Source organism: Exiguobacterium sp. SH0S7, from assembly GCF_004337195.1.
In the GTDB taxonomy this organism is placed as follows: Bacteria; Bacillota; Bacilli; order Exiguobacteriales; family Exiguobacteriaceae; genus Exiguobacterium; species Exiguobacterium aurantiacum_A.
In genome coordinates, this window is the sequence record NZ_SJVA01000005.1 from 1 (window position 1) to 24,509 (window position 24,509).

A 24,509-nucleotide genomic window follows, 5' to 3' on the forward strand; every position below is an offset into this window, starting at 1 on the left:
TGCTTTGAATTCATCTGTATAGGTGCGGTGCGCTCTTTTTGGCATATCTGATGTTCTCCTCGTATGGATAATTTGTTTCAGTCTAATCGACCTCTACTTTTATGTCCAATTGAGTGTAGCCTATCCAAAACTACTCGTGGCGTTGAATGATGCCTTGAGCGACGCTCAAAAACGAAAACCGTACGAGACCGTCTCAGAGTGGTTTGCACGCATTCAATTCGATCAATCTGCGAAGCCGTATGCCGATGTACGATATGGAGAACGAGACGTAATCGACGAGCGCTCACTTCATGATTTCAAAGTATCTGTCAGACAGTACATACAACACCATAAAGGAGAGCGATCTTGATGAACATTCGTGCAATGATTGAAGAAATCAACCAAGTTTATTTGGGCAACCCGAAAGTGGTCGAACTGTGTGTGACGTCGCTGCTGGCGAACGGACATGTGCTCTTGGAAGATGTCCCGGGCACTGGGAAGACGATGTTGGCAAAGACATTGGCGACGAGTTTCCATGGCGACTTTTCAAGGATCCAGTTCACAGCCGACTTATTACCATCTGACATTATCGGTTCGGATTTTTTTAACCTGAAGACGCAAGAGTTTGAAAATAAGCAAGGCCCGATCTTCTCCAACATCGTGCTCATCGATGAAATCAACCGGGCGGTCCCACGTACGCAGTCCGCGTTGCTCGAAGCGATGGAAGAACGACAGGTGACGGTCGGGGGCAAGACATATCATCTACCTACCCCTTTCTTCGTCATCGCGACGCAAAATCCGATTGAATCATCCGGCACATTCTCTTTGCCTGATGCGCAGCTTGACCGCTTCATGATGTGTCTACATACAGGGTATCCGACTGAGGAATTCGAACTTCAATTGCTAGAGGAATCCGTCACCGAGACCCGTAAGACCATTTTAGCGAATGTCGATTTTGAGCAACTCTTACAATATCGAGCCGATGCAATGAAAATTCACATCTCGAAAGACGTGTCACGTTATATCGTCTCAATCGCGACCTCGTCACGTAGCCACCAGAACGTTCAGACGGGCATCAGTCCACGTGCGACGATCGCTCTCTCGAAAGCCGCGCAAAGCTATGCCTATATCCACAATCGTGACTATGTCACACCAGAGGACATCAAGTTCTTGGCCCCGTACGTTTTCGCTCATCGGTTGACACTGACGCTCGAGGGCGAGATCAAGTCCTCGAAGGCCATGGTCATGGAAGAACTCTTGGCGACCGTCCCGGTCCCGGTCGAGATGGGCATGTGACTCCGATGAACATCTCGACCAATGTATTTTTCTTGCTTGAGAAGCGCATCCAAATCGTCTTGTTTTCAGTGATTCTCATTTTATTGTTCGTGCCGTACCTCTCGATCCTTTCATTCGTTCTCGCTGTTTTTTTGGCGGCAAGTGTTTATATCGAGCGTTACACGAAACGGATTACTGCACAAATGGATGTCACCTGGAGGCAGTACGACTCGATTCTGTTCAAGGGCGACAGGTGTAAGTTCACCCTCGACCTGACGAACGTGCACCTGTTAAACGAAATGAGCACGAAAACATATATACGTACGCCGAAGGATGGACATTATGTCGTGAACTTAGAGGGGCATACGGAATCCATCATCGAATTGGACGAGCTGCCGTCTGATTTCGTCTTCGAACTTACAGGTAATCGAAGGGGACCCATCGAAGTAGCTGAAATCTCTATCACGATTAGCTTGCCTCTATCGTTAGGGACGCTGACACTCTATTTGGCTCCCCCTTTACGTTGGACGGTCTATCCATCGATTTCAAGTACTCATGCGCAACGTATCCGGTCACACCTAAAGCTTGGTGAGCGCGTCTCTAAATATTCTCCAATTAAAGATCGGTTATTACAAATCTCCTCGAAGCCCTATGAGGATGAACCGTCTAGACAAATCGACTGGTATGCGACGGCGAAGAAGTCCACCTTGCAAACGAAACTGTACCAGCCAGTCAATCAAGACATGTTCACGGTGTATCTCGACTTGTCGGCTTCGAACGGGATCGGCCTACATCATAAGTTTGAGGAACTGATAGAGGATACGGCATTGGTCAGTCGGGAATTGATTGAAAGCGGCGGGAAGGTCGAGCTGTTTGTGAACCGATTAGATCAAAAGGGGCACGTCAATCACTTGAGCATCCAAGAAGGGGCGAAGCAGCTTAAAAACATCCTTGCCTTACTCTCTAGTCTATCGGAACAAGATCACTATATGGGTTCAACCCGTTTCTCCCCTTACGTGACGAAAATAAAAAATAAACAAGCTCAGCTCATAAAAATCGCATCAACTAACTGACTTTTTAAAAGACAAGTTAGCTGATGCGTTTTTTTTATTCAAAAAGCAGTTCAACCAGCTGATTATGGTACATCTGTAACTTCACTAACGCTTTCTTTATGACATGACTCATTTCAAACAAGAGATCGAGCGTTATGTCGACTCCTACTATCATCGCCGCATCAAAAAACGACAAAAAAACTGAGCCCGGTGGAATACCGGACCCAGGTTCTCGAAGTCGCCTGACAAATTATTTAGTGTCTAACTTTTTTGTTTCAGTTCACGAGAGCGGTTTTTAGTCTTCAAAGAACCACTTCTTGCGCGGTTCCACTTTCAAGTTGTCGCTATGCTTCTTCATCTCGGTGATGAGGTAGCGTTCGAGTTCGTTCATCGCCTTGACCCAGTTCGTCATCGCCGCGACGAGCGGGACGACGGTCAAGATGAGTTCTTCCTCTTCGTCGCGCATCTTCTCGATCATCAGTTTGGCGAAGTCGAAGTTCTCGTGGATCAAGTCTTCCTCGCGGTCGATGATGTGTTCGTTCTCGAGTTCATACGCCGAGAACAAACGCTCATGCCGACGCAGCAAGTGCCGCATATGGCGCAACAGTTCTTCTTCGAGTTGTGGCGGCAGATGTTCGACCGTCAAATAATCGTCGTACAACTTGTCGAGCACGTGGATGGCGGCACTGTTCGTGTCGATCATCTTCGACTTGAGGACGGCCCGACGGTAGATCGGCGTCTTCTTCTCGAGCCAGCGGTTGGCTTTGATCTCTTCTTCGAAGTAATCATACGTCGTCTTCGAACCGCGATGTTTCTTTTTCGTCTCGTCGAGCGATTCGAACGACGAGCGGCCGCCTTCCGTCTCGGAGAACAAGCGAGCGATCCGGACCGCCATTTGAAAGACGGTAGTGATCTCATCTTCGAGCTTCCGTTCATAGCGCGGCGGGAACAATAACGCGTTGACGAGCAGCGCGACGGTGATCCCCATCATGATGAGCAAGTAACGTTCGCCGGCGAACATCCAAATCGACAAGTCGGACTGGCTCGCCCCTTCCATGATCAAGATCGTCGTCAAGATGACGGTCCGCGTCGTCGACTCGAGGTTCAAGAAGAGCAGGATCGAGATGGCGATGATGATGACGACGCCGATCGCGATCGGTGTCGGGTTCGGTGTCAGCATCAACGAGAACACGGCCAGTAAGGCACCGATCAAGTTCCCTTTCATCTCCTCTAAAAGCCGGACACCCGTCTGATACACCGACGGCAGTAAGGCGAGTGAGGCCGCGAGTGCCGGGACGACGATTTGTTCAAATTGAAACGCTTCGGCAATAAGTAACACCAGGGCGACAGAAATCCCGGTTTTGATCGTTCTAGCTCCAAATCTCATGCGTTCTCGACACCGGAGTGTCTTCCCCCTTTGTACACGTCATGCAATTTTTTTAGCCGACTTCGGCGTGCGTGAAATATTTGGCCTTCGAACCGGTCGAAGTCAGGTCATTTTGCCCGATTCGAGAGCGCTTCCGTGGTATGATGGCGTTGGATATTTTCTTTAATCTTGATGGGGAGGGGTTTACTTGTCAACCATTGCTTTATTTGGAGGAAGCGGCCGCACGGGGATGCGGATGCTTGAACGATTACTGGAGGACGGACATCACGTCCGCCTATTAACGAGACGACCGCTTCAACCGAGGGACGGTCTTGACGTCATCATCGGCGACGCCACCGACCAGGAAGCTGTCATTGAAACGATACAACGTGCTGACGTCGTCATGTCAGCGCTCGGCACCGACAAACAAAACGTCTTGTCGCGCTTCACCCCGCTCGTCATCGCAGCGATGCAACAGGCAGGACTCAAACGCATCTTGATCGTCGGCACAGCCGGCATTTTACGGGCACACGACTCGGACAACTATCGCTTCGAGACGCGTGAGTCGAAACGGTCGATGACGACCGCAGCCGAGGACCACGCCCGAGCCTATGAGCTGTTCGAAGCATCCGACCTCGACTACACGATCGTCTGTCCGACGCAATTGATCGAAGGCGAATCTGTCGGTGAGATTGTCATCACGGCCGACGTGTTGGGCACGGTGAACTCAGGTCCGATCGCACGGGATGACGTCGCCGAGCTCGTGCTTCGCGCCTGGAAAGACAGAACATACATCAGACACCGCGTCGGGATCACGACGGAATCATGATTAGGGGATGGGGATTATGAACGAACAACGCATGCGCCTGGCGCAATTGACCGACGTATTTGAAACACAAGACGAGACCGAGTCGGCTCGGCTCGCCCGGACCGCACTCCGGAAAGTGACGCGTGACGAGATTTGGATCGCCGTCTGCGGTCACTTCTCGGCCGGTAAATCGACGCTGCTCAACAACTGGCTCGGCGACGGGGTATTACCGACGAGCCCGATCCCGACGAGCGCGAACATCGTCACGCTCCGTAACGGTGATGCAAGTGCCTCGGTCGCCATCAATGACACGGACTGGATCCGACTCGGGACCGATGAGCTCGAACATTTAGGCGACTACTGCAAAATCGAAGAGATCAAAGAAGTCGAATACGCGCTACCGCGCTTCCCGTTCGGAAGTGACGTCGTCTTGATGGACACCCCCGGTATCGACTCGACCGATGAGCGTCACCGCCAAGCGACGGAACGTTCGCTCTTCCTCGCCGACCATTTGTTCTTCATGATGGACTACAATCACGTCCAATCGGAACAGAACATCCAGTTGATGAAACAGTTCAGCGCTGAAGCCCGCCCCTACTCGATCATCATCAATCAGATCGACAAGCACGATGAGACGGAACTTCCGTTTGACGCGTTCAAACGCTCGCTCGAGACGGCGTTTATGCGTCATGCCATCAATCCGGACGATATGTTCTACATCTCGCTCCGTGAATTCGATCACCCAGAGAACGAGGTCGAACGGCTCCGGACCCACGTCCAAGCCGTCATCGAGACGGCCCGAGAGCAGAGTGAGGCGCGAGCAAGTCTCCTCGTCGACACGTTGCTCGACCGGTCTGTGCGGTCAATCGAGACAGCGCTCGAACAGCTTCCGGTCGTCGAGAAGCAGACGGCGGAGATCCAATCCCGGCTCCAGCGACTCGAGAAGAAATCGACGTGGCTGCAGTTGTTCCGTCGTGAGTTCTTTAAACACCAGTCCCCGATCGTCGCCAGTGCGCCGATCATGAACTATGAGTTCCGTGAACTGTTGCGGGATTATCTGGAGAGTTGTGCACCTGAGTTCAAAGTCGGCCTGTTCTTCTCAAAAGAAAAGACGCGCCAGGAACGTGTGCGGCGTGAAGACGTCGCCGCCAAAGAGTTCAACCGATTGATTGATACGAACTTGCGGCCCCACTTGATCAAATACGCCGAGGACATCGTCCGTGACTTGAAGCTGCCAGAAGCGATCTTGTCTCGTCCCGACACATTGCCGTCCGCACCGAAGACGCTCATCAGCGAGCAAGTGAAGGCCGGGGCGTCACTCAGTGGCGACACGGTCCTCCAGTTCAGCCGTGACATCGAGTCTGCCCTCGCCGCTTGGGTGACGAAAGTGTCCGACCCGTGGGTCACCTCGGTCGAGACGTATCTCGAGGCTGAAGGAAAAAAACGGATCGACCAAATCAAGGCCGAGCAAGACGACTTATATGACATGCTCGATACGCTGGCGCTTCAACGCCGGCTTGCTGAAAAGCAAGCGCTGCTCTCTACTTACGCCACACGTGACATTTCGGAAGACCGGTTGGGCGACCTCGAGACCCGACATTACGTAGAGGCCGACCAGTTACCGAAAAAACAAGTCGAACACCAGCAACAAGAAGTTGCGTCGACCTCGCTTTTGGGCGATAATATTGTTGCTTTTTCATTAGATTTTTCTTATGAATATTCGGTATGTGAAATATTAGAACGTCATCCGTTGTTTAAGTCACGCGTGAAGTCGTTGCGCCACAAGTTGGCCCGGGCCGAGTCCGAGCGTTACACGCTCGCCATCTTCGGTGCGTTCTCGTCCGGAAAGTCGTCGACGCTTAACGCGTTGCTCGGCGAAACGGTGCTCCCGACGTCGCCGAACCCGTTGACGGCCTCGATCACAAAGATAGTGCCTCCGAACGGTCAAGCCCATAAGAGCGCCTCGATCACGTTCAAGACACGGGACGAGCTCGAGGCGGAACTGAACGGCTACGGCGCTTCACTTGAAGCGCTCAGCATCGACCACCCGTTCGTCAACGCCGTCAAGAACGCTCCTCTGTCCTATCTCGGCAGTGAGCAGTCGGTCGACTACGACACGTTCTGCTCGTTCGTCACCGAGGAAGAGAAGAGTTGCATCGTCAAGGAGATCGCGCTATATGTCGACTCCCCTTGGGCCGAGCGCGGGATCATCTTCGTCGACACGCCGGGCGCCGACTCCCAGTTCAACCGCCACAGCGAGGTACAGTTCGGCTATATGCGCGACGCCGACGCCGTCCTGTTCGTGACGTACTACAACCACGCCTTCACCGAGGCCGACCGCGAGCTCGTCATCCAGCTCGGGCGGGTCCAAGGGACGGGCGGCCATGACATGTTCTTCCTCGTCAACGCGTCCGATTTGGCGACCGATGACGCGGAACGCGATGCCGTGACCGATTACGTGTCGAACCAGTTGACGAAGCTCGGCGTCCGCAATCCGACCGTCCTGCCGATCTCAAGCCGGAACGCCATCCAAGGCAGAGACAATGGTTTCGACCGCTTCTCGGCCAAGATCGAGCAGTTCGTCGACCATGACCTGCGCCAAGCGAACGCCGTCCGCATCAAAGACGAGACGAGCGCTCTCGTCGCCGCGTTCGAGGACGTATTACGCGAAGCCGAAGCCGATGCGACTGTTAAAGAAACACATCGTACACAACTCGAACAGTTGCGTGAGTCCGACAACCGATTAAGCGTCACGACGCTCGTCGACCCGTTCACGCGCGAAGTGAACGAACTGCTCGCCCACCTCGAGACGCGCTCCCTCTTCCGGCTCTCGGACTTCGTCAAGGAGACGTTCCATCCGGTCGAAGTCGACGGCTCGAAGGCGAGTCTCGAGCGCGCCCTGACGCGTACGCTCGATAAGTATGCGTATGACATTCACCAAGAGCTGCAAGTGTTCCAATATCGGCTCGAGCGCTTCTTGAAGCAAGAGACAGAACGGTTGATCGAGCGTGAGACGCTCAAACTGCGCCCCGTCTTGCCGACGTTATCATACGAAGAAGACATCGACATCGACTGGCTTCGCGACGCCGTCGATCCGGTCACGTTCGAAGCGGACCCGTTCCGTCCCGTGTTGAAGCACTATAAGAACGCGAATCAATTCTTCGAAGCCGACGGTCGGACGAAGCTGCGCGACGACTTGAGCGCGCGCTTAAAAGCCGCCGTCCGGGAACAGCTCGAAGCAGTCGGTGCCGCTCAAGCCGAACGGACCGCTTCGCACTTACAATTGCTCGAGACGACGCTCAGCACTGCTTGGAACCGTGAAGTGAACGACCTCGTTACTGGCGAACTGAGCATGCTCACGGACGGACAGTCGTTCGATGACATGAAACAGCGCCTCGACGCACTCAGAAAGGACTGAACGCATGGGTTCATTATTGCTCGTCGGCCTGATCCCGGCCGTCATCATGACGGTCGCACTCGGGTTGTTTATCCGCCACCTATATTTGAATAGAGAGTAAACCATCGTGAGTTCCGATGGAGATGAATCAAATCATATAGTACTTAAAGGATGGGACCGAGAACGGCCCCATCCTTTTTTCATGACGTCGTGAGTCGACTTCAAATCTCTTCTTGACGGTCCCATAACTTTTCGACGTTTACGAGTACATGTTGATCGAAGGTCACTTTATATACATCTGGCATATCGAGATCTTTCCAGAATGAATAACCATACTGCTCATCAAAATAATTCAGGATTAACACCATGATATTCCCGTATGTACCGATTGCGATTCGCTTGCCTTCGTATTGATCAAGTAATGATCGGATGGCTCGGACTCCCCTTTTCTGAGCATCAACGTTCGATTCTCCACCTTCCCATGTAAAAGTAGGGTCTTTCCACACTTTTGTCATGGCCAACGTAAAGTCTTCAGCCGGTTCTGTCGTCAATGTCCGTTCTCTCAAGTCATCAATGGTCAGAACTTCTGTTCCAATCTGATCAGCAATTCCTTGTACCGTTTGAATGGCCCGTTCATATGGGCTCGAGACGACGAGATCAATCGCTTCTTCACTTAAGATGTTTGTGATCTGAGGGACGTCTCCCTTTCCCTTTTCGGATAAAGGTCTCGTCCACTCATCTGCTGTATATGTAGAGTGTGCATGTCTAACGAAATATAAGGTCGTCATGTCATTGTCTCCCATTCTTGATTTGTCATCATTCACTATCATTCCACCGAAACTTATTGTAAAATTATCCAGCGATACTTTAGTATACCCCTTAAATTGTTAAATGCTGTTGATTCTGCTTCGAACCATTTACAGCTCTCATAGCGTTACAAACAACTCAATCGACGGGAACAAAAAGAGAGGACGGATGCATTTGAATAGACAAACACAAACCAATAAAACTGCTTGGGAATACCGTGCCTATGAGTTTTGGCAAAAGCGCGATGGCACGCCGGTAGACAAGGCAAAAGAGCTTCTAAAAGACCCACGAGCCAGCCTTAAGAAGCACAAAGATTATTTTCATGACGTCGAAGGACTGAACGTGGCTAATATATGTGGGTCGAACGGAAGAAAAGCCGTCCCGTTGTCGTTGATGGGGGCGAACGTCACAATTTTCGACGTATCCGAAGAGAACAAAAGATATGCACTGGAATTAGCGACTTGTGCCCAGACAAGCATCGATTATGTAGTGGGTGATGTCTATGACCTAGATGTCAGCAAGTATGAGGGCCGATTCGATCTTCTTTACTTGGAGGGAGGCATTTTACACTACTTTGATGATCTCAAGCGATTGTGCAATATCCTTTATTCAATCTTAAAACCCGGGGGAAGTATGATTTTGAGTGATTATCATCCTCTTAAAAGATGCATTGGTCCTGAGTCTACATATATGCCCGTCTATTTTGACAACGAGTTATATCCTGAGGACATCTCTTACAAATCATTTTTCAGCAAAGACGAACAGAAGGATTTCCCTGATGTCTTGCTGACACATCATACGCTGAGCGACATCATGAATTCAGTGATCACTGCCGGCTTTCAGATTCGTCGATTTGACGAACATCGAGGGTGGAACGATGAAAATATCCCATGGGAGTTCACGATGTTGGCCGCGAAAAGTATAGGTCGATGAGGGAGACAAACATGAAAAGTAGAATTCACATAGTAGGTGCTTCGGGTTCTGGAACATCGACTCTCGGAAACGCGTTAGCCGCAGTCCTGCCCCATACTAATCTAGATACGGATGAGTATTTCTGGGTCACCAAATTCACCGAGCCGAGACCAATACCCGACAGACAGGAACTTCTCAAGAACGACCTCCAACAATTCGAACATTGGGTGCTATCCGGCTCCCTCGCAGGTTGGGGCGACTGCTTCATCCCCTGCTTTGAGTTAGTCATTTTTCTGTGGATCCCACCCGAAGTTCGATTGGCCAGATTGGAGCAACGGGAACTCGAGCGCTATGGAGCTGAAGCACTAGCTGGCGGCAGTCTATACGAGCAATCACAAGCCTTTTTGAGATGGGCCGCCCTCTACGACCACGCCGGGACGGAAGTCAGAAGCAAGACGTTGCATGAACAATGGTTGGCTGAATTGTCTTGTCCCATCCTAAGAATTGAAGGCGACTATTCGACCGAAGAACGGATTGCGATGGTGATGGATGTGTTAAAGCGGGATCAGCATCAATGATATTCCTTCCCAATCCGGATTTTGGTGAAATGAATTTCAGCGCTTGCCGGCGGAAACAATAGATTGCATACGAATATTTCGGTTCCGTCCAACATGTAACTCGAGACAGCGATATCTTGCATGAAGTAAGGTAGCTGCCCTTTAGTTAATTCTTTGATGGGTGTCGCCCGGTCGTTCAAAGCAGCAGAAATGTCCACTTTGATACACCCTAAAAATTCAATCTGATGATGCTAATACTCATATTCTTCTTCGATTTTGTTCAACACTTCATCCCCGTAGTACCGACAATCACACCCGAGAACACGATCATCCCAATAATGTATCTTTTCAATTTCTTCTAAAATCTCTTGTACGTTCATTGTTTGATATTTCTCCTCCATTCAGAATGAGAGCCTCGAGCACATGCTCGAGGCTCATTTATTAGGCGTCGGCCGGGTAACGGACGTCGATGCGCCGCCGGATATCGGTCATGACGTCAGCAAGCAAGAACATATCGTCAAATGAATGGATCTCGGTCTCCCGCTCCCCTGCCTCAATCATGTTCACGAACGTTTGAATCTCATACGTCATATGGCTCGCCTGTTCTGAACCAAGTTCGACGGTCGTCCCGTCGCGCCCGACGAACGTCAAGCGGTCGAGCGAGGCGATATCGTCGATGACGATGCGGCCCGCTTCCCCGATGATTTCAGACGGTGCGTCCGTGCCGTGAATCTTCGAATGGAGCACGATAATGTCCATGCCGTCATACGACAAGATGGCCGAACCACTCCCGTCGACCCCAGAGTCGAGTTTGACGGCGTTCGCCTGCACGGCGTCCGGCCGACCGAACAGTTTCAAGGCGGGACCGAGGCAATAGACGCCGAGGTCCATGAGCGATCCGTTCGAGAACATTGGATTGAATGTATTCGGGTTATCCCCGCGCTTATACAAGTCGTAGCGCGACGAGTATTGCGACTTGTTCAAGATGACGCGCCGGACTGGACCGACGCGAGGCAGCGTTTGACGCAATATTTGGAAGTTCGGCATGAATAGGTTGCGGAGCGCCTCAAGGAGGACGACATCATGCTGACGTGCCGTCTCGAGCATCAATTTGACCTCGTCAACGTTCGAGGCGAACGGTTTCTCGCAGAGGACGTGTTTGCCATGTCGCATGAACAAGATGCTCTGCTCAGCATGGAGCGAGTTCGGGCTAGCGATATAGACCGCGTCGATGACGTCGCTCATCGCCATATCTTCAAGCGAGGTGAACGTATGGACGATCCCACACTCTTTTGCGAATTCGGTCGCCCGCTCCGCTGTCCGTGAATAGACGGCCGCAACGGTCGCACCTTCGACTTCGTGGATGGCTTCTAAAAATGAATGGGTGATAAAGTTCGTGCCGATAATACCGAATCGAATCATAGGAAGACTCCTCTTTTCTTTAGGTTGTAATGACTTTGCTAAGAATGATCTCGTCATGTAGCGGGATGCCGTGCTCGCCGATCATTGGAATCGACGGTTTTTGTAGGCGGGCCTCATCAACCGCACCAGGGATGATGCCTGCGAGGCGCCAACCCCGCTTTTGATAGAAAGCGAGCGCTCGTAAGTTATCGTTCGTCGTGATGAGCGACATACGCTTGAGCCCATGAAGCCGGCCCAAGCGCTCTACTTCATCGAGTAGTGACGACCCGATGCCGCGGTTTTCTCGCAAACTATCGAGCGAGATGATTTCAAGTTCCTCTTCTCTAATGACATACGTGATCAGCCCGATGATTGTCGCTTCTTCCATCGCGACGAAACCGTCGAGCGTAGCGCAGTCATACGTCCCGGTCGAGATGACCATTTGAGGTGATCCCCACTCAGCGATAAAGACGTCACGCACCGGCTCACGCAGCGTCGGAATAATAGGTCGAATCATTGTCACTCCGCCCCCTGAACGGAAGGCTGCTTCGGTGCGCTCGCTTCCGTATAGATCCGAAATTGTTTGAACTGATCGTCGTAAATGAGCCGAATCGCCCAAGCAAAGCTTTTCACGTACAAGGAGTACAGCCATGATGATGGGATGAGTGTGAGGCGAATTATTACGTCCGTCCCATTCGGGGTCTCGGTCAGCACATAAGTAGACGTCGATATTCCCTGATTCGTCATCGCTAGCACTTCACACTCATAAGGGCGATTCACATACGTCAATTCGGATTCGACCCGAATCTCTTTCTTCTCGAACTGTTGGACCGAGATGAACCGTTTCCCCGTCACGAGTGACGCGTCCCCATCCTCATAAATATTTTCAATCAAATGATCGTTCCATTTGACGATATGTTCATCTTCTGTGAGGCAGGAGAAAACATGGTCGATTGGTGCGTCAATTGTCATGTGGTATGTAGCTACTTCAAGTTGTTTCACCTCAAATCTCCCTTAAGAAATCCCTTTCGGATAACGGATATACTGTCGTTGCCCCTCGATGATTGCTTTATTTTTATTAATTAAGTGGTCATAATTCAACTTAACCATTTGGTCAAAATCATTGGCTTCGAGCACGTTTAAAGCGTCCATGTTCTTCTGCATATTTTCTTTGCCGACCGCAATCCCTTTGATGAATTTCTTTTCTTCTCGAGACAGACTTGACCACTCTTGTGTGTTTTCAAGAAACGCCGCGAACGCTTGAATGGCTTCACCCTGGCTCGTTAAAATCTTCAACGTTTGATGTTGATAGATGTCTGCTAGCACGGCGAATTCTTTAATCTTAGTCAAATCCGTGTCCGTAATGTGTTTTCGGATCAATACGTCATCGTTATAGTACGCCGTATAGTCACGAAGCACCTGGTTATACGCTTGTTGAACCTCCCAAAAATCTTCAAATGCGTCTCTCCCCTGCTGAACTTGTGGACTCGCATTAACAACCGGTATGCTTAACGGTTTCGTGTAAAAAGTAATCGGAATGTTTAAGCGTTCCGTCGCCATCTGAGATAGGTTGCCGCTTAAATCGGCAAAATAAGACAGGTTTGGCTGCGCAATCAGTACTTCGTCTACTTTCTCATCCCCGATTGTAAAGTAGGCGCTTGCCACCGATTGATTGTTTCGCGTAAAGCCTGCCATGTAGTATGGCGTTTCGTTTACCATCCAATAGACCGGATTGACAAAAACGCCTTCGGTCCATTTTTTATGTTTCTTTGCCTTTTTCATCAGTAACTTCGTTGTTTGATCCCACATCGTTGAATCTCCCCTTCTTGTCATGTTGATGACTGTTCGACGTCCCCTCGTGTATGTAGCCCCTTTGAGTTGCTCCGACTCAGTTCTCTTACATCGGTATAGTAGCCCATTTCCTTTTCATAGAAACATATTTTGGACTTCGTTCAAGCCAAACCGTGACGGCAGACCATTGCATGATTTAGACAAGCTCCTTTTCAAAACAGACATACCGTTCATGCCCTTTCGGTTTCGAATCAAAATGGACGTTTCCGCGTTCGACGTAACCGTGCCGCTTATAAAAGTTGCAAGCTGCTTCATTCCCTGTGAAGCTGTCGAGCCGGATACTGGCATAGCCTCGCTCGACAGCCAATCGTTCCGAGAACTCGAGCACGTTTCTTCCGAGACCTTTGCCTTGCCCCTCAGGATGTACCATCAAGGAATGGATGACGAGCGGGTTATCGTGACGCCAGTCGATTTCTCTCCATTCCGGCGACTGTAATTCATCGATTACGACGACTCCGAGCAACTGCTCACCGTCTTTCATGATATAGATAGAGCCTTCTTTGATACAATCCTCGAAATAGGCGCGGTTCGGGTACGTGTCGTCCCATTGGAAAATCTGTCTGTGGAGCAAATCGTCTTTACAGGCGAGATACAGTTGTTCGATTGCATTCACATCTGATGGTTTGGCTAAAGAGATTGCTTTCATTCCAATGCTCCATTCTTAAAAGTGACTATTTTTTATTGATCATCCGCTCATATTTTTTATACTCGTCATGGGACATGCTTAGACCGAGCAGCTCAGCGATGGTGTCTTGTCGCCACGTGGTGGGATTGAAATATTGTGATCCCGTATTGAACCAGCGCCCCTTTTGATCGAATCCCCATGTATCCTTCACTCGGTCAAGTCCTTGCTGGATGAGCATCTTTCCTTCTGCAGAATTAGAATAAAGGTGGCGCTTCCCGAGCCATAAGTAAGGTTCTGGTGTCCAAGGACAGCGTTCGATGGCGAGTTGATAACAGTGCTGCTTCAGATTTTCGCCAACGCAATGCAAAGCAAGCCACTCACTTCTTCCGGTCCTTGTTCGATGAGCGACTCTGCCAAGGCGACGTCCTCATCCGTGATGACAAAGTTATTCCATCCCGTCCAATATAAGGCGAGCGCATAATAGAACGTATCATTCGGATGATATGTATAGGCGGTGAGAGCGAAGCTGTTCACCCGTGCAAAATCTTCGATTGTTTCAATTAAATTATACCCAATGAGCCAGTCCCATCGGCTTTTATCAGTCGGGTCCATCATCACGTGGTCAATCAACAGCTGTTCGATACCCTGGGTCTGTTGAAGGTAATACTCGAGCTGTTTGAACTGTTTTGCCTCAACGTATGCATTGATGCAATCCATCATCGCTTGTTGCTCCGCCGAAAGAACCTCGTTTCCTGAGTACAGCTCAAAAATATTCCCTACCGTGTAATCATTCAAATTGGGCTCTCCTCTCACACGTCGCTTTCCACAATACGCGCTAGTTCTTCAATCCATTCACGTGTGATGCCTTCCCACTGCTCAACGGCTAGCGGATGATCAGTCGGCTCTAATTCGATGAACGGCCGCATCACGACCTCTCGGATATGGACATTCGTCTTCAAATTAATTGTATCCGGATAATCGGGCAAGTCTGTCGAAAACCAGCCGAACATCGGTTCAAGTCCGACACGAGCCGGGTCTTCCCACGCATCAAACATCCGAAAGAAGTTATCAGCGCTGAGCGATACCCAGACGTTCCAAGTGAAGACGTCGTCCTCTCCGATAATCTGGAGTTCGAGGCAACCATTCACAAAGAAATGTTCCTCGTCTAGGACGCAGATGCCCTCGGTCAAAAAGACACGCCGCTTCATGTCTTTCTTTGAGAAATCCTCGATATAGGTCGGCATGAGCGAGCCGTATCCAAGCGGTGTGTCGATCGGCGTCTGGCCACACTCGCGCTATGCTTGCGCTTCTGTTTGAAACAGTTCATCATTTTATGCGTTCTTCTTAAAAAAACAAATACAATTGCGGTATGTGAAATAAAATTATTCTGCTTCTTCGATGGCTTCTAGGACGGTCTCGGGATCATATTCCATCCCTTTCAAGTCACTAGGCCAGTCCAACCCGCATAACAACCCGTCCTCTGACATATTCGGCAACCAAGCCGCAATGAATAAATCGAGCGGTAACTCAATCACATGATAGTTGTCCCATTCCTCTACTCTGCAAGAAAGTGCACGTTCACGAGTCGAAAAGAACAGCAATACGTCTGTCTCCTCAATGACCGAGGGCGCATATGCCCAACCGTCATTCGCTTCTGCCGACAACCCGAACACCGTCTCGCTTTCATTGACACGTTCACAGAACGTCTCAATCACGTCCGACTCCAATCGAGTCACCTCGACGAACACCTCGATTGAATCAGCCACTCGTTCGAGTTCATCCGTCTCGTGCCACCAGACATAAATCGTCTCGACGTCTGAAGTCAAAAAGCCGAGCTCGTCCCCGCTCCCGTTCGTAGCGACCGTTATAAAGTGTTCAGGCAAACCGCGCTCGTCCCTGTTCGCACGGATGGTATCGTCCCACGTTTTGTTGAAGAAGCGTTCGTCTTTAATCGGGTAAAAGAACCACTCTCCGACCTCGAATTTACTATCATGTCGCCACGCCTCCCGAAGTTCGTTCGGAAAACGACTCCCGAGCTCTTTTTCGACCGCTTCGATTGTTTCTAACGTAAATTCTGGAAGATTTGTTTCGATTCGCATTGCATTACTCATTTCGTCATTCAATAACATGAGTATACTTTTTTTGGCGAAAAGAGGGAATGCGTTTTTCGTGGTTTGCTTTGGTATTTTAACGCTTCAAACACGAAGAAACGTTACATCCGTTCCGTCGATTTGAAGGAAACCGGCACCTTCGCTATCGTGGACGCCTCGTAGTTTTCCTGAAAGCTGTCCACATGCGACCGCCTTCTTCCGCAGACCGAACGCCCAGCGATACAGTACGCCTTCTTTCACGAAATACGCGGTCTCACCCTCAATCGTCATCGCCTCGCTGTCATGTAGCATCTTCGGCGTCCGGTATGTGACGAGTCGACCGTCACGATGAAGATGAATCAAGTCATACCAAATGGACGGACAAAGCCAAACGCCAGAGGCAGTCGCGATCATCAACTCACAGTCGACGATAATCGGGGCTTTACGCGTGTCGTGGTTATAGCGAAACAAGACGTCTCCGCTTCTTGAGAAACAGACGAGCGCCTCGGTCGATATCCCCTCGCCAAAGATTCCTTCATCTCCATAGCCGACCCAAATACCCGACTCATCGACGACGATGGACGCGATAAACGTACCGGCGTGAAAACTTGTCTCGATGGAACCGTCCGCTCGAACGACCCAGGCGTTTGGTCGCAAGTCATCGCGTGTGAAGTCGACAAGCACAAATGTGGTTTCATCCATCACGCGAATGAACGGATCTGTCAATGCGAGTGCGAGTTTGATTTCTTCGCCTCGCCACGTCACGATGGTAGCGTCGTCTGCTTGATGCAGCGTGATGAGTGTCCCGCTCCACAAGTCGGCATCAAGTAACCGGTTATGTGATCCGCTCATCGTCATCGCGTTTCACTCCTTTTTGTTTGGCTGACTTAAACCATTTTTTCAGCAACTGAATCCCAATCCATAAAATGACAATGATCCAGGCAGACTCACAGGAACTCGTGAATAGGATGAAAGCCAATCGCCAGACGTCTTCAAGCTCACGAAAACCAAACTGTGGAATCTCCCAACTGATAAAAATTTGATAATAACCGACCAGCCCAAAAACAAACGGAAACATCGACCAGAAAAACGGATTTATTCGCTTAGGCAAACGTAGCTCCACGTGATTCCCTCCAAATTAAAGTGATTCCCACTACATCCACGAGCTGAACTTCCGTCTCTGAAACGGGTAACAACGCAATCAACTGTTCTTTCGTCATACTCATTCCCCTTTCCAACTTCATCTATTTTATAGCAAGGATGATTCCGAATTATATACATAAAATGAGAAATCGCATTGACACTGTTCATGCTTAGTGTAAAATTACACTTGTAACTAATTGTAAATAAAACACCTAGAAAAGGGTTAATGCTTTCAAGCAAAGAGGTGCTCGATGAACAAATCGGATTTCATCCAACTCGTATCGAAACAAGTAAAAACGGTTCGTCTGGAACGACAATATTCTCAAGAAGAGATGGCTGACATCTTAGGCTTATCCAAAAAGACGCTCATTCAAATCGAAAAAGAGCGGACCATCGCCAACTGGAGCACGATCGTCACATTGTGCGCCCTGTTTAATGATAGCGAGATTCTTTTGAGCGAAATCGGGGACGACCCAGTCGAGTTCGTCAGACTGATCGCCAAAGACGTCTCGTACGAACCGAAGTCAAAGACACTCGGTGGTCGTGTATGGTGGAAGCAAACCGCAACAGAAGGAGATTATGTGTTGCAACAAAACCTGATTAGCGGGCATTACCGGATTTTAGATCGTCAAAACGTCCGGTGGCACAGCTCGTTCGACGTAGAAGAAGCCACACTCCTGTTGGCCAAACTAGCGCAAGACGTATGAAAGGAGTCAAATCGTGAAAACTAATAAAAGATGCATCGTGACGTTGTCAGTCGTTTATGTCATCGCGTTAATAGTGAACATTATCCCATCGGCCACCTTCCCCGACGCAACGATTCGTCCCCTGCATGCCGCAGCCTCAGTCGCGCTCCTTTTCTGTCTACTAGGAACTTGTTTATTACGAAATCAGGTTTCCAAGCTGTTTATCACGGCACTCCTGTTCGCGAGTGTCACCGTTTTCACATTGAACAGCTTCGAGACGTATATGCGTGACATCCTTCTTTTGGACGCTTTATTTTCAATCCAATACCCGCTCTACATTCTATTCGTGTCCCCGTTGTTCGGCCTCAACTTCTTTTTGAACGTCGGAGCGGAATACGTCTCATTGATCACTTTCTTCATCGCGATTCTGTTACTCATCATCCACGAGGTCGCAATGACGGCTTCACGTGAACGGCTATGACAAGAGCGCAACTCATCGGATCTTCAAGCCTGCTGATTGCCATTCCCTACTTTCTACTCGCTCCGAACTGGACGCATGCTGGATTCGTCTGGATAGGCGGTACAGCCACCTTGCTCATCATTTCGGCCACCGGTTTCAGCTTTCACATATGCCACAGTCGAAAGTGGACGCGACGACAAGGCATTACTTTCGGGATCGGCTTGCTCACAACCTATGCTCTCGCGTTTCTATTTCTATTATGGCGAGTCGTCGCATACAACATGAACACGATTTAGGAGGCCACTTATGAAGTTTTACATCGGGTCCGGTTTTTATAACATCAATCACGTCCGGCAATTGCGGGACCATTTCATCGAACAAGGCCACACCCATACATACGATTGGACCATGAATGAACGAGCAGCGACAATCGAGGACTTGCGAGACATCGGCGCTAAAGAATTCGAAGCGATTCGTACATCTGATTTTGTCGTCATCTTGCTGCCGGCCGGGAAGAGCAGCCACGTCGAACTCGGGATCGCCCTCGGCGCGGACGTACCACTGTTCATCCATGATGGAGCGAATGGGTTCAACGACTTCGAGATGACGAGTACGTTTTATCATCTATCCTCTGTCACTCAATTGACAGGGCCGCTCGAGGCCATCCCTTCACATATCGCCGCCCATTACGCAACGGTATACGTAAAGCAGGATTCTCTATGATTTTCCCAATTTATTTGGTCGTAGGATTTATCATTCTGCTTTATATCATAACTATGGCCACGATTTATTTCACAGTGTACAAACGACGTCGAACTAACACTGTACAATCAAATCCAGGCCAAGGTGCCGCCATCGCACCGCCTGATAAACTTGCGGTTGTCTTATTCATCGTCACTATAGTCGTGAGCGTCTTGATCAGTTATGTTGCAGGATACACCGACGCCTACAAAGCGTATGAACAAGATATCTGGGTCCTTTCACCGTCTGACATTGAAACATTTTATGCAGAAGTACGAGAAGTTGAAGACGATGCTATTGAAGTCCAAAAGATGTCGTTCGATGACGCAACTGATCAAGGCACGCTTCGATATGAGATTGTGGAAGAACAGGTGAGCATCTATCGACAGGATAAAATCATCCAACTTTCTGACTTGTCTGAAGAGGATTTAATCTCAGTCATCCTGATGAAAGATCGATCGGGAATGACGAGTGTATTAAAAATCGAATTACTCAACGCCACAAAATAATACTTCTAAACCGAAAATCGTAAACCAATAAAAAGAAAATATTTGATTTTTCTAGCATGACAATCATTTTTGTGACATACTGTTCAAAATCTTATTTGAACGGGGACGATCTGTATGCACACTTGGAAACATACGATACTCTTACTGACCGGCGTCGGCATCTCGAATTTGGGCGCTTGGGTGTATTTCATCGCCCTCAATTTGATCGTCCTTGACATGACGCAGTCACCGTTCGCCGTGTCTGTTTTATACATCCTCGTCCCGCTCGCGGCCCTTTGCGCGAACTTTTGGTCAGGTACGGTCATTGACCGTGCCGACACGCGACGCTTGATGATAATGCTTGACGCACTCCGCGCAGCAGTCGTCTTCAGCCTCGCCTTCATCGACTCGCTTGCAATCATCTATGTGCTCGTCTTCGCGTTGAACGTTGCGAACTCAATCTTTGAATCGGCTTCGCTCGTCTATATGACGAAGCTCGTGTCGAGCGGCGACCGCCAACGGTTCAACGCTTTGAAAAACTTCGTCCAGTCGGCAGGCTTCATTTTAGGACCGGCCATCGCCGGAATCCTGTTCATGATCGGCACACCGACGCTCGCCATTCAGTTGAATGCAGCAGCACTCCTCATTTCTGTCGGTATCTTGTCCCTCCTGCCGACGTTGTTCACCCCGAAAGATGAAGTCGAGGTGTTCAGCTTGCACATGATTATCGAGGACTGGAAAGCAGTCGTCCGCTTTGCGTCGACGCGGCGTTACGTCACGCTCGTCTACAGTCTGTTCTGCGTCATGACGATCTTCATGTCTGGGCTCGACTCGCTCGAGGCGTCGTTCGCGACGCAAGTGCTCGACTTCTCCGAGAGTCGATACGGCTTTCTCGTCAGTGTCGCCGGAGCAGGGATTATCGCCGGCTCTATCATCAATGCGACGTTCAGTGCTCGGATGACGTTACCGTTCTTAATCAGTTTCGGTGCCATCATGACACCCGTCGGCTATCTCATATTCGCCTTCTCAGAATCGTTCACCGTCGCCGCAATCGGTTTCTTCATATTGACGTTCGCTCTGTCGTTCGGGAACACTGGCTTCTTGACGTTTTATCAAAACAACGTCCCGACCGACCTGATGGGCCGTTTCTCCGGGGTGATCAATGTAGCGGAATCAATCTTGATTATCGGGTTGACGTTCGGCATCGGGCTACTCGCTGAATATGTCGGGATTCGTTCGACGTATATCGCCTTCTCGCTCGCATTCTTACTCGTCGGCTTCATCACCATTCGCGTTGTCCGGGAACGGTCTAAACGTGCGCTGTATGTAATGAACATAGATGAAAAAAATGTGTCGTGATATTTTATGAAACGGGTTTGCAAGAATCGTACTTCGTTTACATTTAGAATAGAAAAACCGGGTGATCGATAGTTGTTTCTCGATCACCCGGTTTTTATATGAATCTAAAATTATACTGAATAAGTCCTTATTCAAACTGTCTACTCGGTTTCAAACGAGACAAGCATTCCTCCACGACCGAAATGATGACGTCTGGACGATCTAAATGGATTGCGTGTGACGCCTGCTCTGCAATCACGAGTCGGCTGTCCGCAGAGAGAGTCGTCTGTTCGCGAATGAGTTGACCCCAAGTTCCTTCTAAAAGTCGTAACTCGGATTCAGGCAGACCGTCCGCCTTCCCTCTGTCTACCTCGAAGTCAGCGTCGCGCCCAATCACGTAAAGAGGTGTGGTTGACAGGTTACCTAATCGTTTGATCAGACGGGCATCGTCATACCAACTCTCGACTTCGGCCAGCATCACTTTATACAAGTTTGGTCGACAGACAAACCCCTTTAATTCGGCTTGAACGTCCACTGGCAACTTTGATTGGTTCGGTGCTAGCGTTGGCTGTATCAATTCGGTTTCGGTTCGTTCCGCATAATCCTGGCATTGTTTCAGCCAATCTTCGTCTGAAGATAAATCGTTCATGACAGGTAAATCTAACGTGTCGAGTCTGTCCAGGTCATGTGATGTGGAATCGATGAGAATAAGTGCAGCCACATCATTTGGATAACGTTTTGCGAAATGCTGCGCACACAATCCGCCATATGAATGTCCCAATAAAACGAGGGGCTCAGTAATTTGTAAGACGTCCAAAAGTTCCCTTAGTTCTCGTACGGTTGCTTCCGTGTTACGTTTGCCTTCGCTCGGCTCACTTCTTCCGATTCCTGGTCGATGATATAGAATCACTCGGTTCGCCTTACTCAATTTTTCCGAGACCTCGTGCCATTCGTCAAATGCGCACCCCATCCCAGTTAAGATGACAATCGGAAACCCGTGCTCACCTTTTGTCATCACTTCAAGTTTCTTCCCGAACACGTTTACGAATCGCTTCATCAGTCACCTCGCTTTTAAAAAGTATTGGGATAAATTCAGAGACCAATTCTGTTGCTTAGTCTATAATCAATAGTTTAGTCTATACTATTACTAGATGAACGAGGAATTTCCGTAAACATGGGACAACACGAACTCAGAAAGAGGAATGATCATGAATCAATGGACTCAAGAATCAATTAAACTATTCGGGCTCATATCTTGCCTAATCATCGGCACCATCCTATACGTGTCTCTACTCTTGATGAGTGACGTCGGAGTCATCGGATTAGTCATCTTACCAATCATCGTCATGGCCTCTCTCGCCTTTGGGATGCGGGCAGGATTGACGTTTTCTGTCGCCTTGCTGGCATTCTTGTTTGTCTACTTCTTGTGGTTCGCTCCTATCTATCAAGAAGGAGAAGTTCAGTTTTTCAACTGGAAAGGGCTTAGCTATACAGCTCTCCTCCTCACCATGTCTATCGTGTCCGGCCTCATTCATCAACTCGTGAAGAAGGTCCAGTTGTCACGACACGAGCTAGAAGAACGGTCCCGGCAACTGATTGCCGTCGATCCCGAGACGTGGCTCGACAACGCCGAACGGTTTCGGATGGACGTCAACTCAGAACGAGACCGTCTCATCCGCCACGGTGGTTCCTTCGCGGTCTCGTTTATCCAGCTGCACGAGTTCACGCATTTCGAGGAACGTTATGGACGGACCGAATATGAATGGTTTTTGAATTACTTCAGTGACGAACTCCACATGGCGACAAGACGTACCGATCAAAAATATCGGATCGCACACGATACGTTCGCTATCATTTTCCCGTATACATCACCTGAATCTGCACAAGTCGTCCATGATCGCATCCGCCCACTGCTCGAACAATATGAATTGCAGAGCGGCGAACACGTTGGATTGACGTATGAGGACACGTTTTATGAAGTGAGTCGAGAAAATTGCAATGCGGTCGTCGAGCAAATCCTCTCTAAAGCATCAGCAACTGGCCCGGACGTACGATGAGACCTTGAATCAGCATCACTTGGTACAAGTGGTCATTCAAGGTCTTTTTAACTGAATGAAATCTCGCTCAATAAGTCGTTTTGATAGGTGAATCAAGTACTTCAACTGTTTTTTGCACCGTATCGACAATCCGAGTGCGGGTATCATCTTTCGAGAGCAAAATTGGCTCGCCCGTCTCATCAAAGAAGAAAGCGATCGGAATCGAGTGACCACAGTTTCGATAGGAACCGTCCGCATGACTTGTCCCTAAAATAATCGCTTGCTGTTGAATGGCAATCTTTTTCGCTTCTTGTGACCAGTCTAGATATTGATCTTCACTAAACATCCCGACACCGATCGGATTGAAGATGATCTGTAACGACGAGTCGTCCTTTAGCCCGTTGAGTCCCATGAAGATTTCACGACAAAGCAAGTAGCCGTATCGAAGGTCATCGTCTTGTACGGTGAACGGGGTGAACAGCGCCATCGTTTCGGGCGTTTTAGCGCGATCTAACATGATGTCGCCTCGAGTATTCATAATGAGTGCCCGGTCTTTCTGTTGCGCATCGCGATACCCCATCACGACAGCCGTCTTAAAACGATTGGCTAGCTCGCTGACTGTATCGAGATGCGTAAGTTTACAATACCCTTCCGGATAAAGGATGAGATCGACGGACGGGTTCATCTCGATGTCGTGGATGAATTGCTCTAGATGTTGTTCCAGCTTTGGTTGGCCGATTAAAATTTTCATATTGCTGCACCTCTATATGTATGGATTAGTGTCATCCTCAAACTAATATGGCATGACGAGTCACTCATTTTGTTCATTTACGATTCCAACGACGTGATGTGACTTATTCTGCTGAATCGCCTCGACCACGCCTCCGGCAATCTCTTCATGCGTCAACCAGCGTCGCTCCCCATTCACGACTTGATGACCGAGTTGCACTTGGCGATAGCGGACGCCTTCAGACAGCACCAACCCGCTCCTTACGACGTTAGAATTGGCGCGGCTACCGAGAACATGGAATACGTCCGTGCCCCCGCGTAGTGCTGACAACACACTCGGCAACGCGTCAGCCGCGTCCGAATGAATCCAGGCAACGACCAGGTCAATGTCCCCGTGGACCGCAATCGAACGTTGTAGCGCTTCTTGCAGACGCAAACTGTCCTGATAATCGACCAATATAGCAGACAGTCGGTCGGGCGATTGCTCGGTCAATCGTCTCATTTTCTCGGCATCACGTCCGATGATGGACACGTGATACCCAACCTCTTCCAACCAACGGACCGTTCCAGCCAGCATTCCACTCCCGCCAATCACCAACGCATGCTTCATTGTTTCCCCTCCTCTCGATTCATTTCGTATTCCACGTTCGAACAGGAATAGTGGATTATAAAAGCGAACTGAACGATAGCACTCACCTCAAGTCAAGGAGGACTGATTCCAATTCAATCTACCATCTATTCGATCAAACCAATTGAGACGCCGTTCGC

Annotated in this window: 29 protein-coding genes; 13 read left to right on the top strand and 16 right to left on the bottom strand. The window is 49.5% G+C overall.

Annotated features, from left to right (window positions below):
* The first annotated feature begins 109 nt into the window (after positions 1–109).
* Genes EVJ22_RS15495 through EVJ22_RS09460 form a run of 3 tightly spaced genes read left to right on the top strand, consistent with a single transcriptional unit; the run spans position 110 to position 2,327 of the window.
* Positions 110–349 carry a hypothetical protein gene (locus EVJ22_RS15495; RefSeq protein WP_158625518.1) on the top strand — a complete coding sequence of 80 codons (240 nt, stop codon included), beginning with the start codon at positions 110–112 and terminating at the stop codon, positions 347–349.
* Positions 349–1,275 carry an AAA family ATPase gene (locus tag EVJ22_RS09455; RefSeq protein WP_071397495.1) on the top strand — a complete coding sequence of 309 codons (927 nt, stop codon included), beginning with the start codon at positions 349–351 and terminating at the stop codon, positions 1,273–1,275. The genes EVJ22_RS15495 and EVJ22_RS09455 overlap by 1 nt, the downstream gene beginning before the upstream one ends.
* A 5-nt stretch (positions 1,276–1,280) precedes the next feature.
* Positions 1,281–2,327 carry a DUF58 domain-containing protein gene (locus EVJ22_RS09460; RefSeq protein ID WP_158625519.1) on the top strand — a complete coding sequence of 349 codons (1,047 nt, stop codon included), beginning with the start codon at positions 1,281–1,283 and terminating at the stop codon, positions 2,325–2,327.
* Positions 2,328–2,601: 274 nt separating this feature from the next.
* On the opposite strand, the gene EVJ22_RS09465 is transcribed toward EVJ22_RS09460, so the two are convergent.
* Positions 2,602–3,693: an FUSC family protein gene (locus tag EVJ22_RS09465; RefSeq protein ID WP_071397493.1), complete on the bottom strand. Its 1,092-nt coding sequence runs from the start codon at positions 3,691–3,693 to the stop codon at positions 2,602–2,604.
* Between the two features lie 187 nt (positions 3,694–3,880).
* Here EVJ22_RS09465 and EVJ22_RS09470 point away from each other — a divergent pair, with 187 nt between their 5' ends.
* A complete protein-coding gene (locus tag EVJ22_RS09470) occupies positions 3,881–4,501 on the top strand; it encodes an NAD(P)-dependent oxidoreductase (protein WP_131443810.1) in 621 nt (206 codons plus the stop codon).
* A 16-nt stretch (positions 4,502–4,517) separates the two neighbouring features.
* Complete coding sequence (locus EVJ22_RS09475) at positions 4,518–7,898, top strand: dynamin family protein (RefSeq protein WP_233589667.1); 3,381 nt, start codon at positions 4,518–4,520, stop codon at positions 7,896–7,898.
* 200 nt (positions 7,899–8,098) lie between these two features.
* Here the strand turns inward: EVJ22_RS09475 and EVJ22_RS09480 are convergent, their stop codons facing one another.
* On the bottom strand, positions 8,099–8,665 hold the full coding sequence (locus EVJ22_RS09480; protein ID WP_131443812.1) for a histidine phosphatase family protein: 567 nt from the start codon (positions 8,663–8,665) through the stop codon (positions 8,099–8,101).
* A 193-nt stretch (positions 8,666–8,858) separates the two neighbouring features.
* Here EVJ22_RS09480 and EVJ22_RS09485 point away from each other — a divergent pair, with 193 nt between their 5' ends.
* The gene (locus tag EVJ22_RS09485; RefSeq protein ID WP_233589668.1) at positions 8,859–9,617 is read left to right on the top strand and encodes a class I SAM-dependent methyltransferase; all 759 of its coding nucleotides are present in this window, start codon (positions 8,859–8,861) and stop codon (positions 9,615–9,617) included.
* A gap of 11 nt (positions 9,618–9,628) precedes the next feature.
* Positions 9,629–10,174 (top strand): P-loop NTPase family protein, encoded by a 546-nt coding sequence (locus EVJ22_RS09490; RefSeq protein WP_131443813.1) that lies wholly within the window; start codon positions 9,629–9,631, stop codon positions 10,172–10,174.
* A 230-nt stretch (positions 10,175–10,404) separates the two neighbouring features.
* Here EVJ22_RS09490 and EVJ22_RS15655 read toward each other — a convergent pair whose 3' ends face one another.
* The 11 genes from EVJ22_RS15655 to EVJ22_RS09540 all read right to left on the bottom strand — a co-directional run bounded on the left by EVJ22_RS15655 (position 10,405) and on the right by EVJ22_RS09540 (position 17,243).
* On the bottom strand, positions 10,405–10,533 hold the full coding sequence (locus tag EVJ22_RS15655; protein ID WP_255569980.1) for a hypothetical protein: 129 nt from the start codon (positions 10,531–10,533) through the stop codon (positions 10,405–10,407).
* Positions 10,534–10,594: 61 nt separating this feature from the next.
* The gene (locus EVJ22_RS09495) at positions 10,595–11,575 is read right to left on the bottom strand and encodes a Gfo/Idh/MocA family protein (RefSeq protein WP_131443814.1); all 981 of its coding nucleotides are present in this window, start codon (positions 11,573–11,575) and stop codon (positions 10,595–10,597) included.
* Between the two features lie 19 nt (positions 11,576–11,594).
* On the bottom strand, positions 11,595–12,071 hold the full coding sequence (locus EVJ22_RS09500) for a GNAT family N-acetyltransferase (RefSeq protein ID WP_131440659.1): 477 nt from the start codon (positions 12,069–12,071) through the stop codon (positions 11,595–11,597).
* Positions 12,072–12,073: 2 nt separating this feature from the next.
* On the bottom strand, positions 12,074–12,556 hold the full coding sequence (locus tag EVJ22_RS09505; RefSeq protein WP_131440657.1) for an SRPBCC family protein: 483 nt from the start codon (positions 12,554–12,556) through the stop codon (positions 12,074–12,076).
* Between the two features lie 12 nt (positions 12,557–12,568).
* On the bottom strand, positions 12,569–13,363 hold the full coding sequence (locus tag EVJ22_RS09510) for a hypothetical protein (protein ID WP_131443815.1): 795 nt from the start codon (positions 13,361–13,363) through the stop codon (positions 12,569–12,571).
* A 178-nt stretch (positions 13,364–13,541) separates the two neighbouring features.
* Positions 13,542–14,051: a GNAT family N-acetyltransferase gene (locus EVJ22_RS09515; RefSeq protein ID WP_131443816.1), complete on the bottom strand. Its 510-nt coding sequence runs from the start codon at positions 14,049–14,051 to the stop codon at positions 13,542–13,544.
* A gap of 321 nt (positions 14,052–14,372) precedes the next feature.
* Positions 14,373–14,825, bottom strand: a complete 453-nt coding sequence (locus tag EVJ22_RS09520) for a hypothetical protein (RefSeq protein ID WP_131443817.1) — start codon at positions 14,823–14,825, stop codon at positions 14,373–14,375.
* A 14-nt stretch (positions 14,826–14,839) separates the two neighbouring features.
* On the bottom strand, positions 14,840–15,274 hold the full coding sequence (locus tag EVJ22_RS09525) for a DUF2199 domain-containing protein (protein WP_233589669.1): 435 nt from the start codon (positions 15,272–15,274) through the stop codon (positions 14,840–14,842).
* A gap of 138 nt (positions 15,275–15,412) precedes the next feature.
* Positions 15,413–16,141, bottom strand: coding sequence for a DUF2750 domain-containing protein (locus tag EVJ22_RS09530; protein ID WP_158625520.1), 729 nt, complete (start codon positions 16,139–16,141; stop codon positions 15,413–15,415).
* Positions 16,142–16,225: 84 nt separating this feature from the next.
* On the bottom strand, positions 16,226–16,972 hold the full coding sequence (locus EVJ22_RS09535) for a hypothetical protein (protein WP_158625521.1): 747 nt from the start codon (positions 16,970–16,972) through the stop codon (positions 16,226–16,228).
* Entirely contained in the window at positions 16,956–17,243 is a 288-nt protein-coding gene (locus tag EVJ22_RS09540; protein ID WP_131440646.1) for a hypothetical protein, read from the bottom strand. The genes EVJ22_RS09535 and EVJ22_RS09540 overlap by 17 nt, the downstream gene beginning before the upstream one ends.
* Positions 17,244–17,514: 271 nt before the next feature.
* Between EVJ22_RS09540 and EVJ22_RS09545 the strand changes: the two genes are divergently transcribed.
* The 5 genes from EVJ22_RS09545 to EVJ22_RS09565 all read left to right on the top strand — a co-directional run bounded on the left by EVJ22_RS09545 (position 17,515) and on the right by EVJ22_RS09565 (position 20,997).
* Positions 17,515–17,970, top strand: a complete 456-nt coding sequence (locus EVJ22_RS09545) for a helix-turn-helix transcriptional regulator (RefSeq protein WP_131440644.1) — start codon at positions 17,515–17,517, stop codon at positions 17,968–17,970.
* Between the two features lie 13 nt (positions 17,971–17,983).
* Complete coding sequence (locus tag EVJ22_RS09550; RefSeq protein ID WP_131440641.1) at positions 17,984–18,430, top strand: hypothetical protein; 447 nt, start codon at positions 17,984–17,986, stop codon at positions 18,428–18,430.
* A 285-nt stretch (positions 18,431–18,715) separates the two neighbouring features.
* Positions 18,716–19,132, top strand: coding sequence for a group-specific protein (locus tag EVJ22_RS09555; protein WP_131440639.1), 417 nt, complete (start codon positions 18,716–18,718; stop codon positions 19,130–19,132).
* Positions 19,133–19,185: 53 nt separating this feature from the next.
* Positions 19,186–19,659 carry a hypothetical protein gene (locus EVJ22_RS09560; protein WP_233589670.1) on the top strand — a complete coding sequence of 158 codons (474 nt, stop codon included), beginning with the start codon at positions 19,186–19,188 and terminating at the stop codon, positions 19,657–19,659.
* A 114-nt stretch (positions 19,660–19,773) separates the two neighbouring features.
* Positions 19,774–20,997 carry an MFS transporter gene (locus EVJ22_RS09565; RefSeq protein WP_131440635.1) on the top strand — a complete coding sequence of 408 codons (1,224 nt, stop codon included), beginning with the start codon at positions 19,774–19,776 and terminating at the stop codon, positions 20,995–20,997.
* Positions 20,998–21,124: 127 nt separating this feature from the next.
* Here EVJ22_RS09565 and EVJ22_RS09570 read toward each other — a convergent pair whose 3' ends face one another.
* A complete protein-coding gene (locus EVJ22_RS09570; protein WP_131440633.1) occupies positions 21,125–22,033 on the bottom strand; it encodes an alpha/beta fold hydrolase in 909 nt (302 codons plus the stop codon).
* Between the two features lie 151 nt (positions 22,034–22,184).
* Between EVJ22_RS09570 and EVJ22_RS09575 the strand changes: the two genes are divergently transcribed.
* Complete coding sequence (locus tag EVJ22_RS09575) at positions 22,185–23,033, top strand: GGDEF domain-containing protein (RefSeq protein ID WP_158625522.1); 849 nt, start codon at positions 22,185–22,187, stop codon at positions 23,031–23,033.
* Positions 23,034–23,100: 67 nt separating this feature from the next.
* On the opposite strand, the gene EVJ22_RS09580 is transcribed toward EVJ22_RS09575, so the two are convergent.
* Together EVJ22_RS09580 and EVJ22_RS09585 are read right to left on the bottom strand one after the other, a co-directional pair.
* Complete coding sequence (locus EVJ22_RS09580) at positions 23,101–23,763, bottom strand: hypothetical protein (RefSeq protein ID WP_131440629.1); 663 nt, start codon at positions 23,761–23,763, stop codon at positions 23,101–23,103.
* A 60-nt stretch (positions 23,764–23,823) separates the two neighbouring features.
* Positions 23,824–24,351: a Rossmann-fold NAD(P)-binding domain-containing protein gene (locus EVJ22_RS09585; protein ID WP_131440627.1), complete on the bottom strand. Its 528-nt coding sequence runs from the start codon at positions 24,349–24,351 to the stop codon at positions 23,824–23,826.
* Positions 24,352–24,509: the final 158 nt, after the last annotated feature.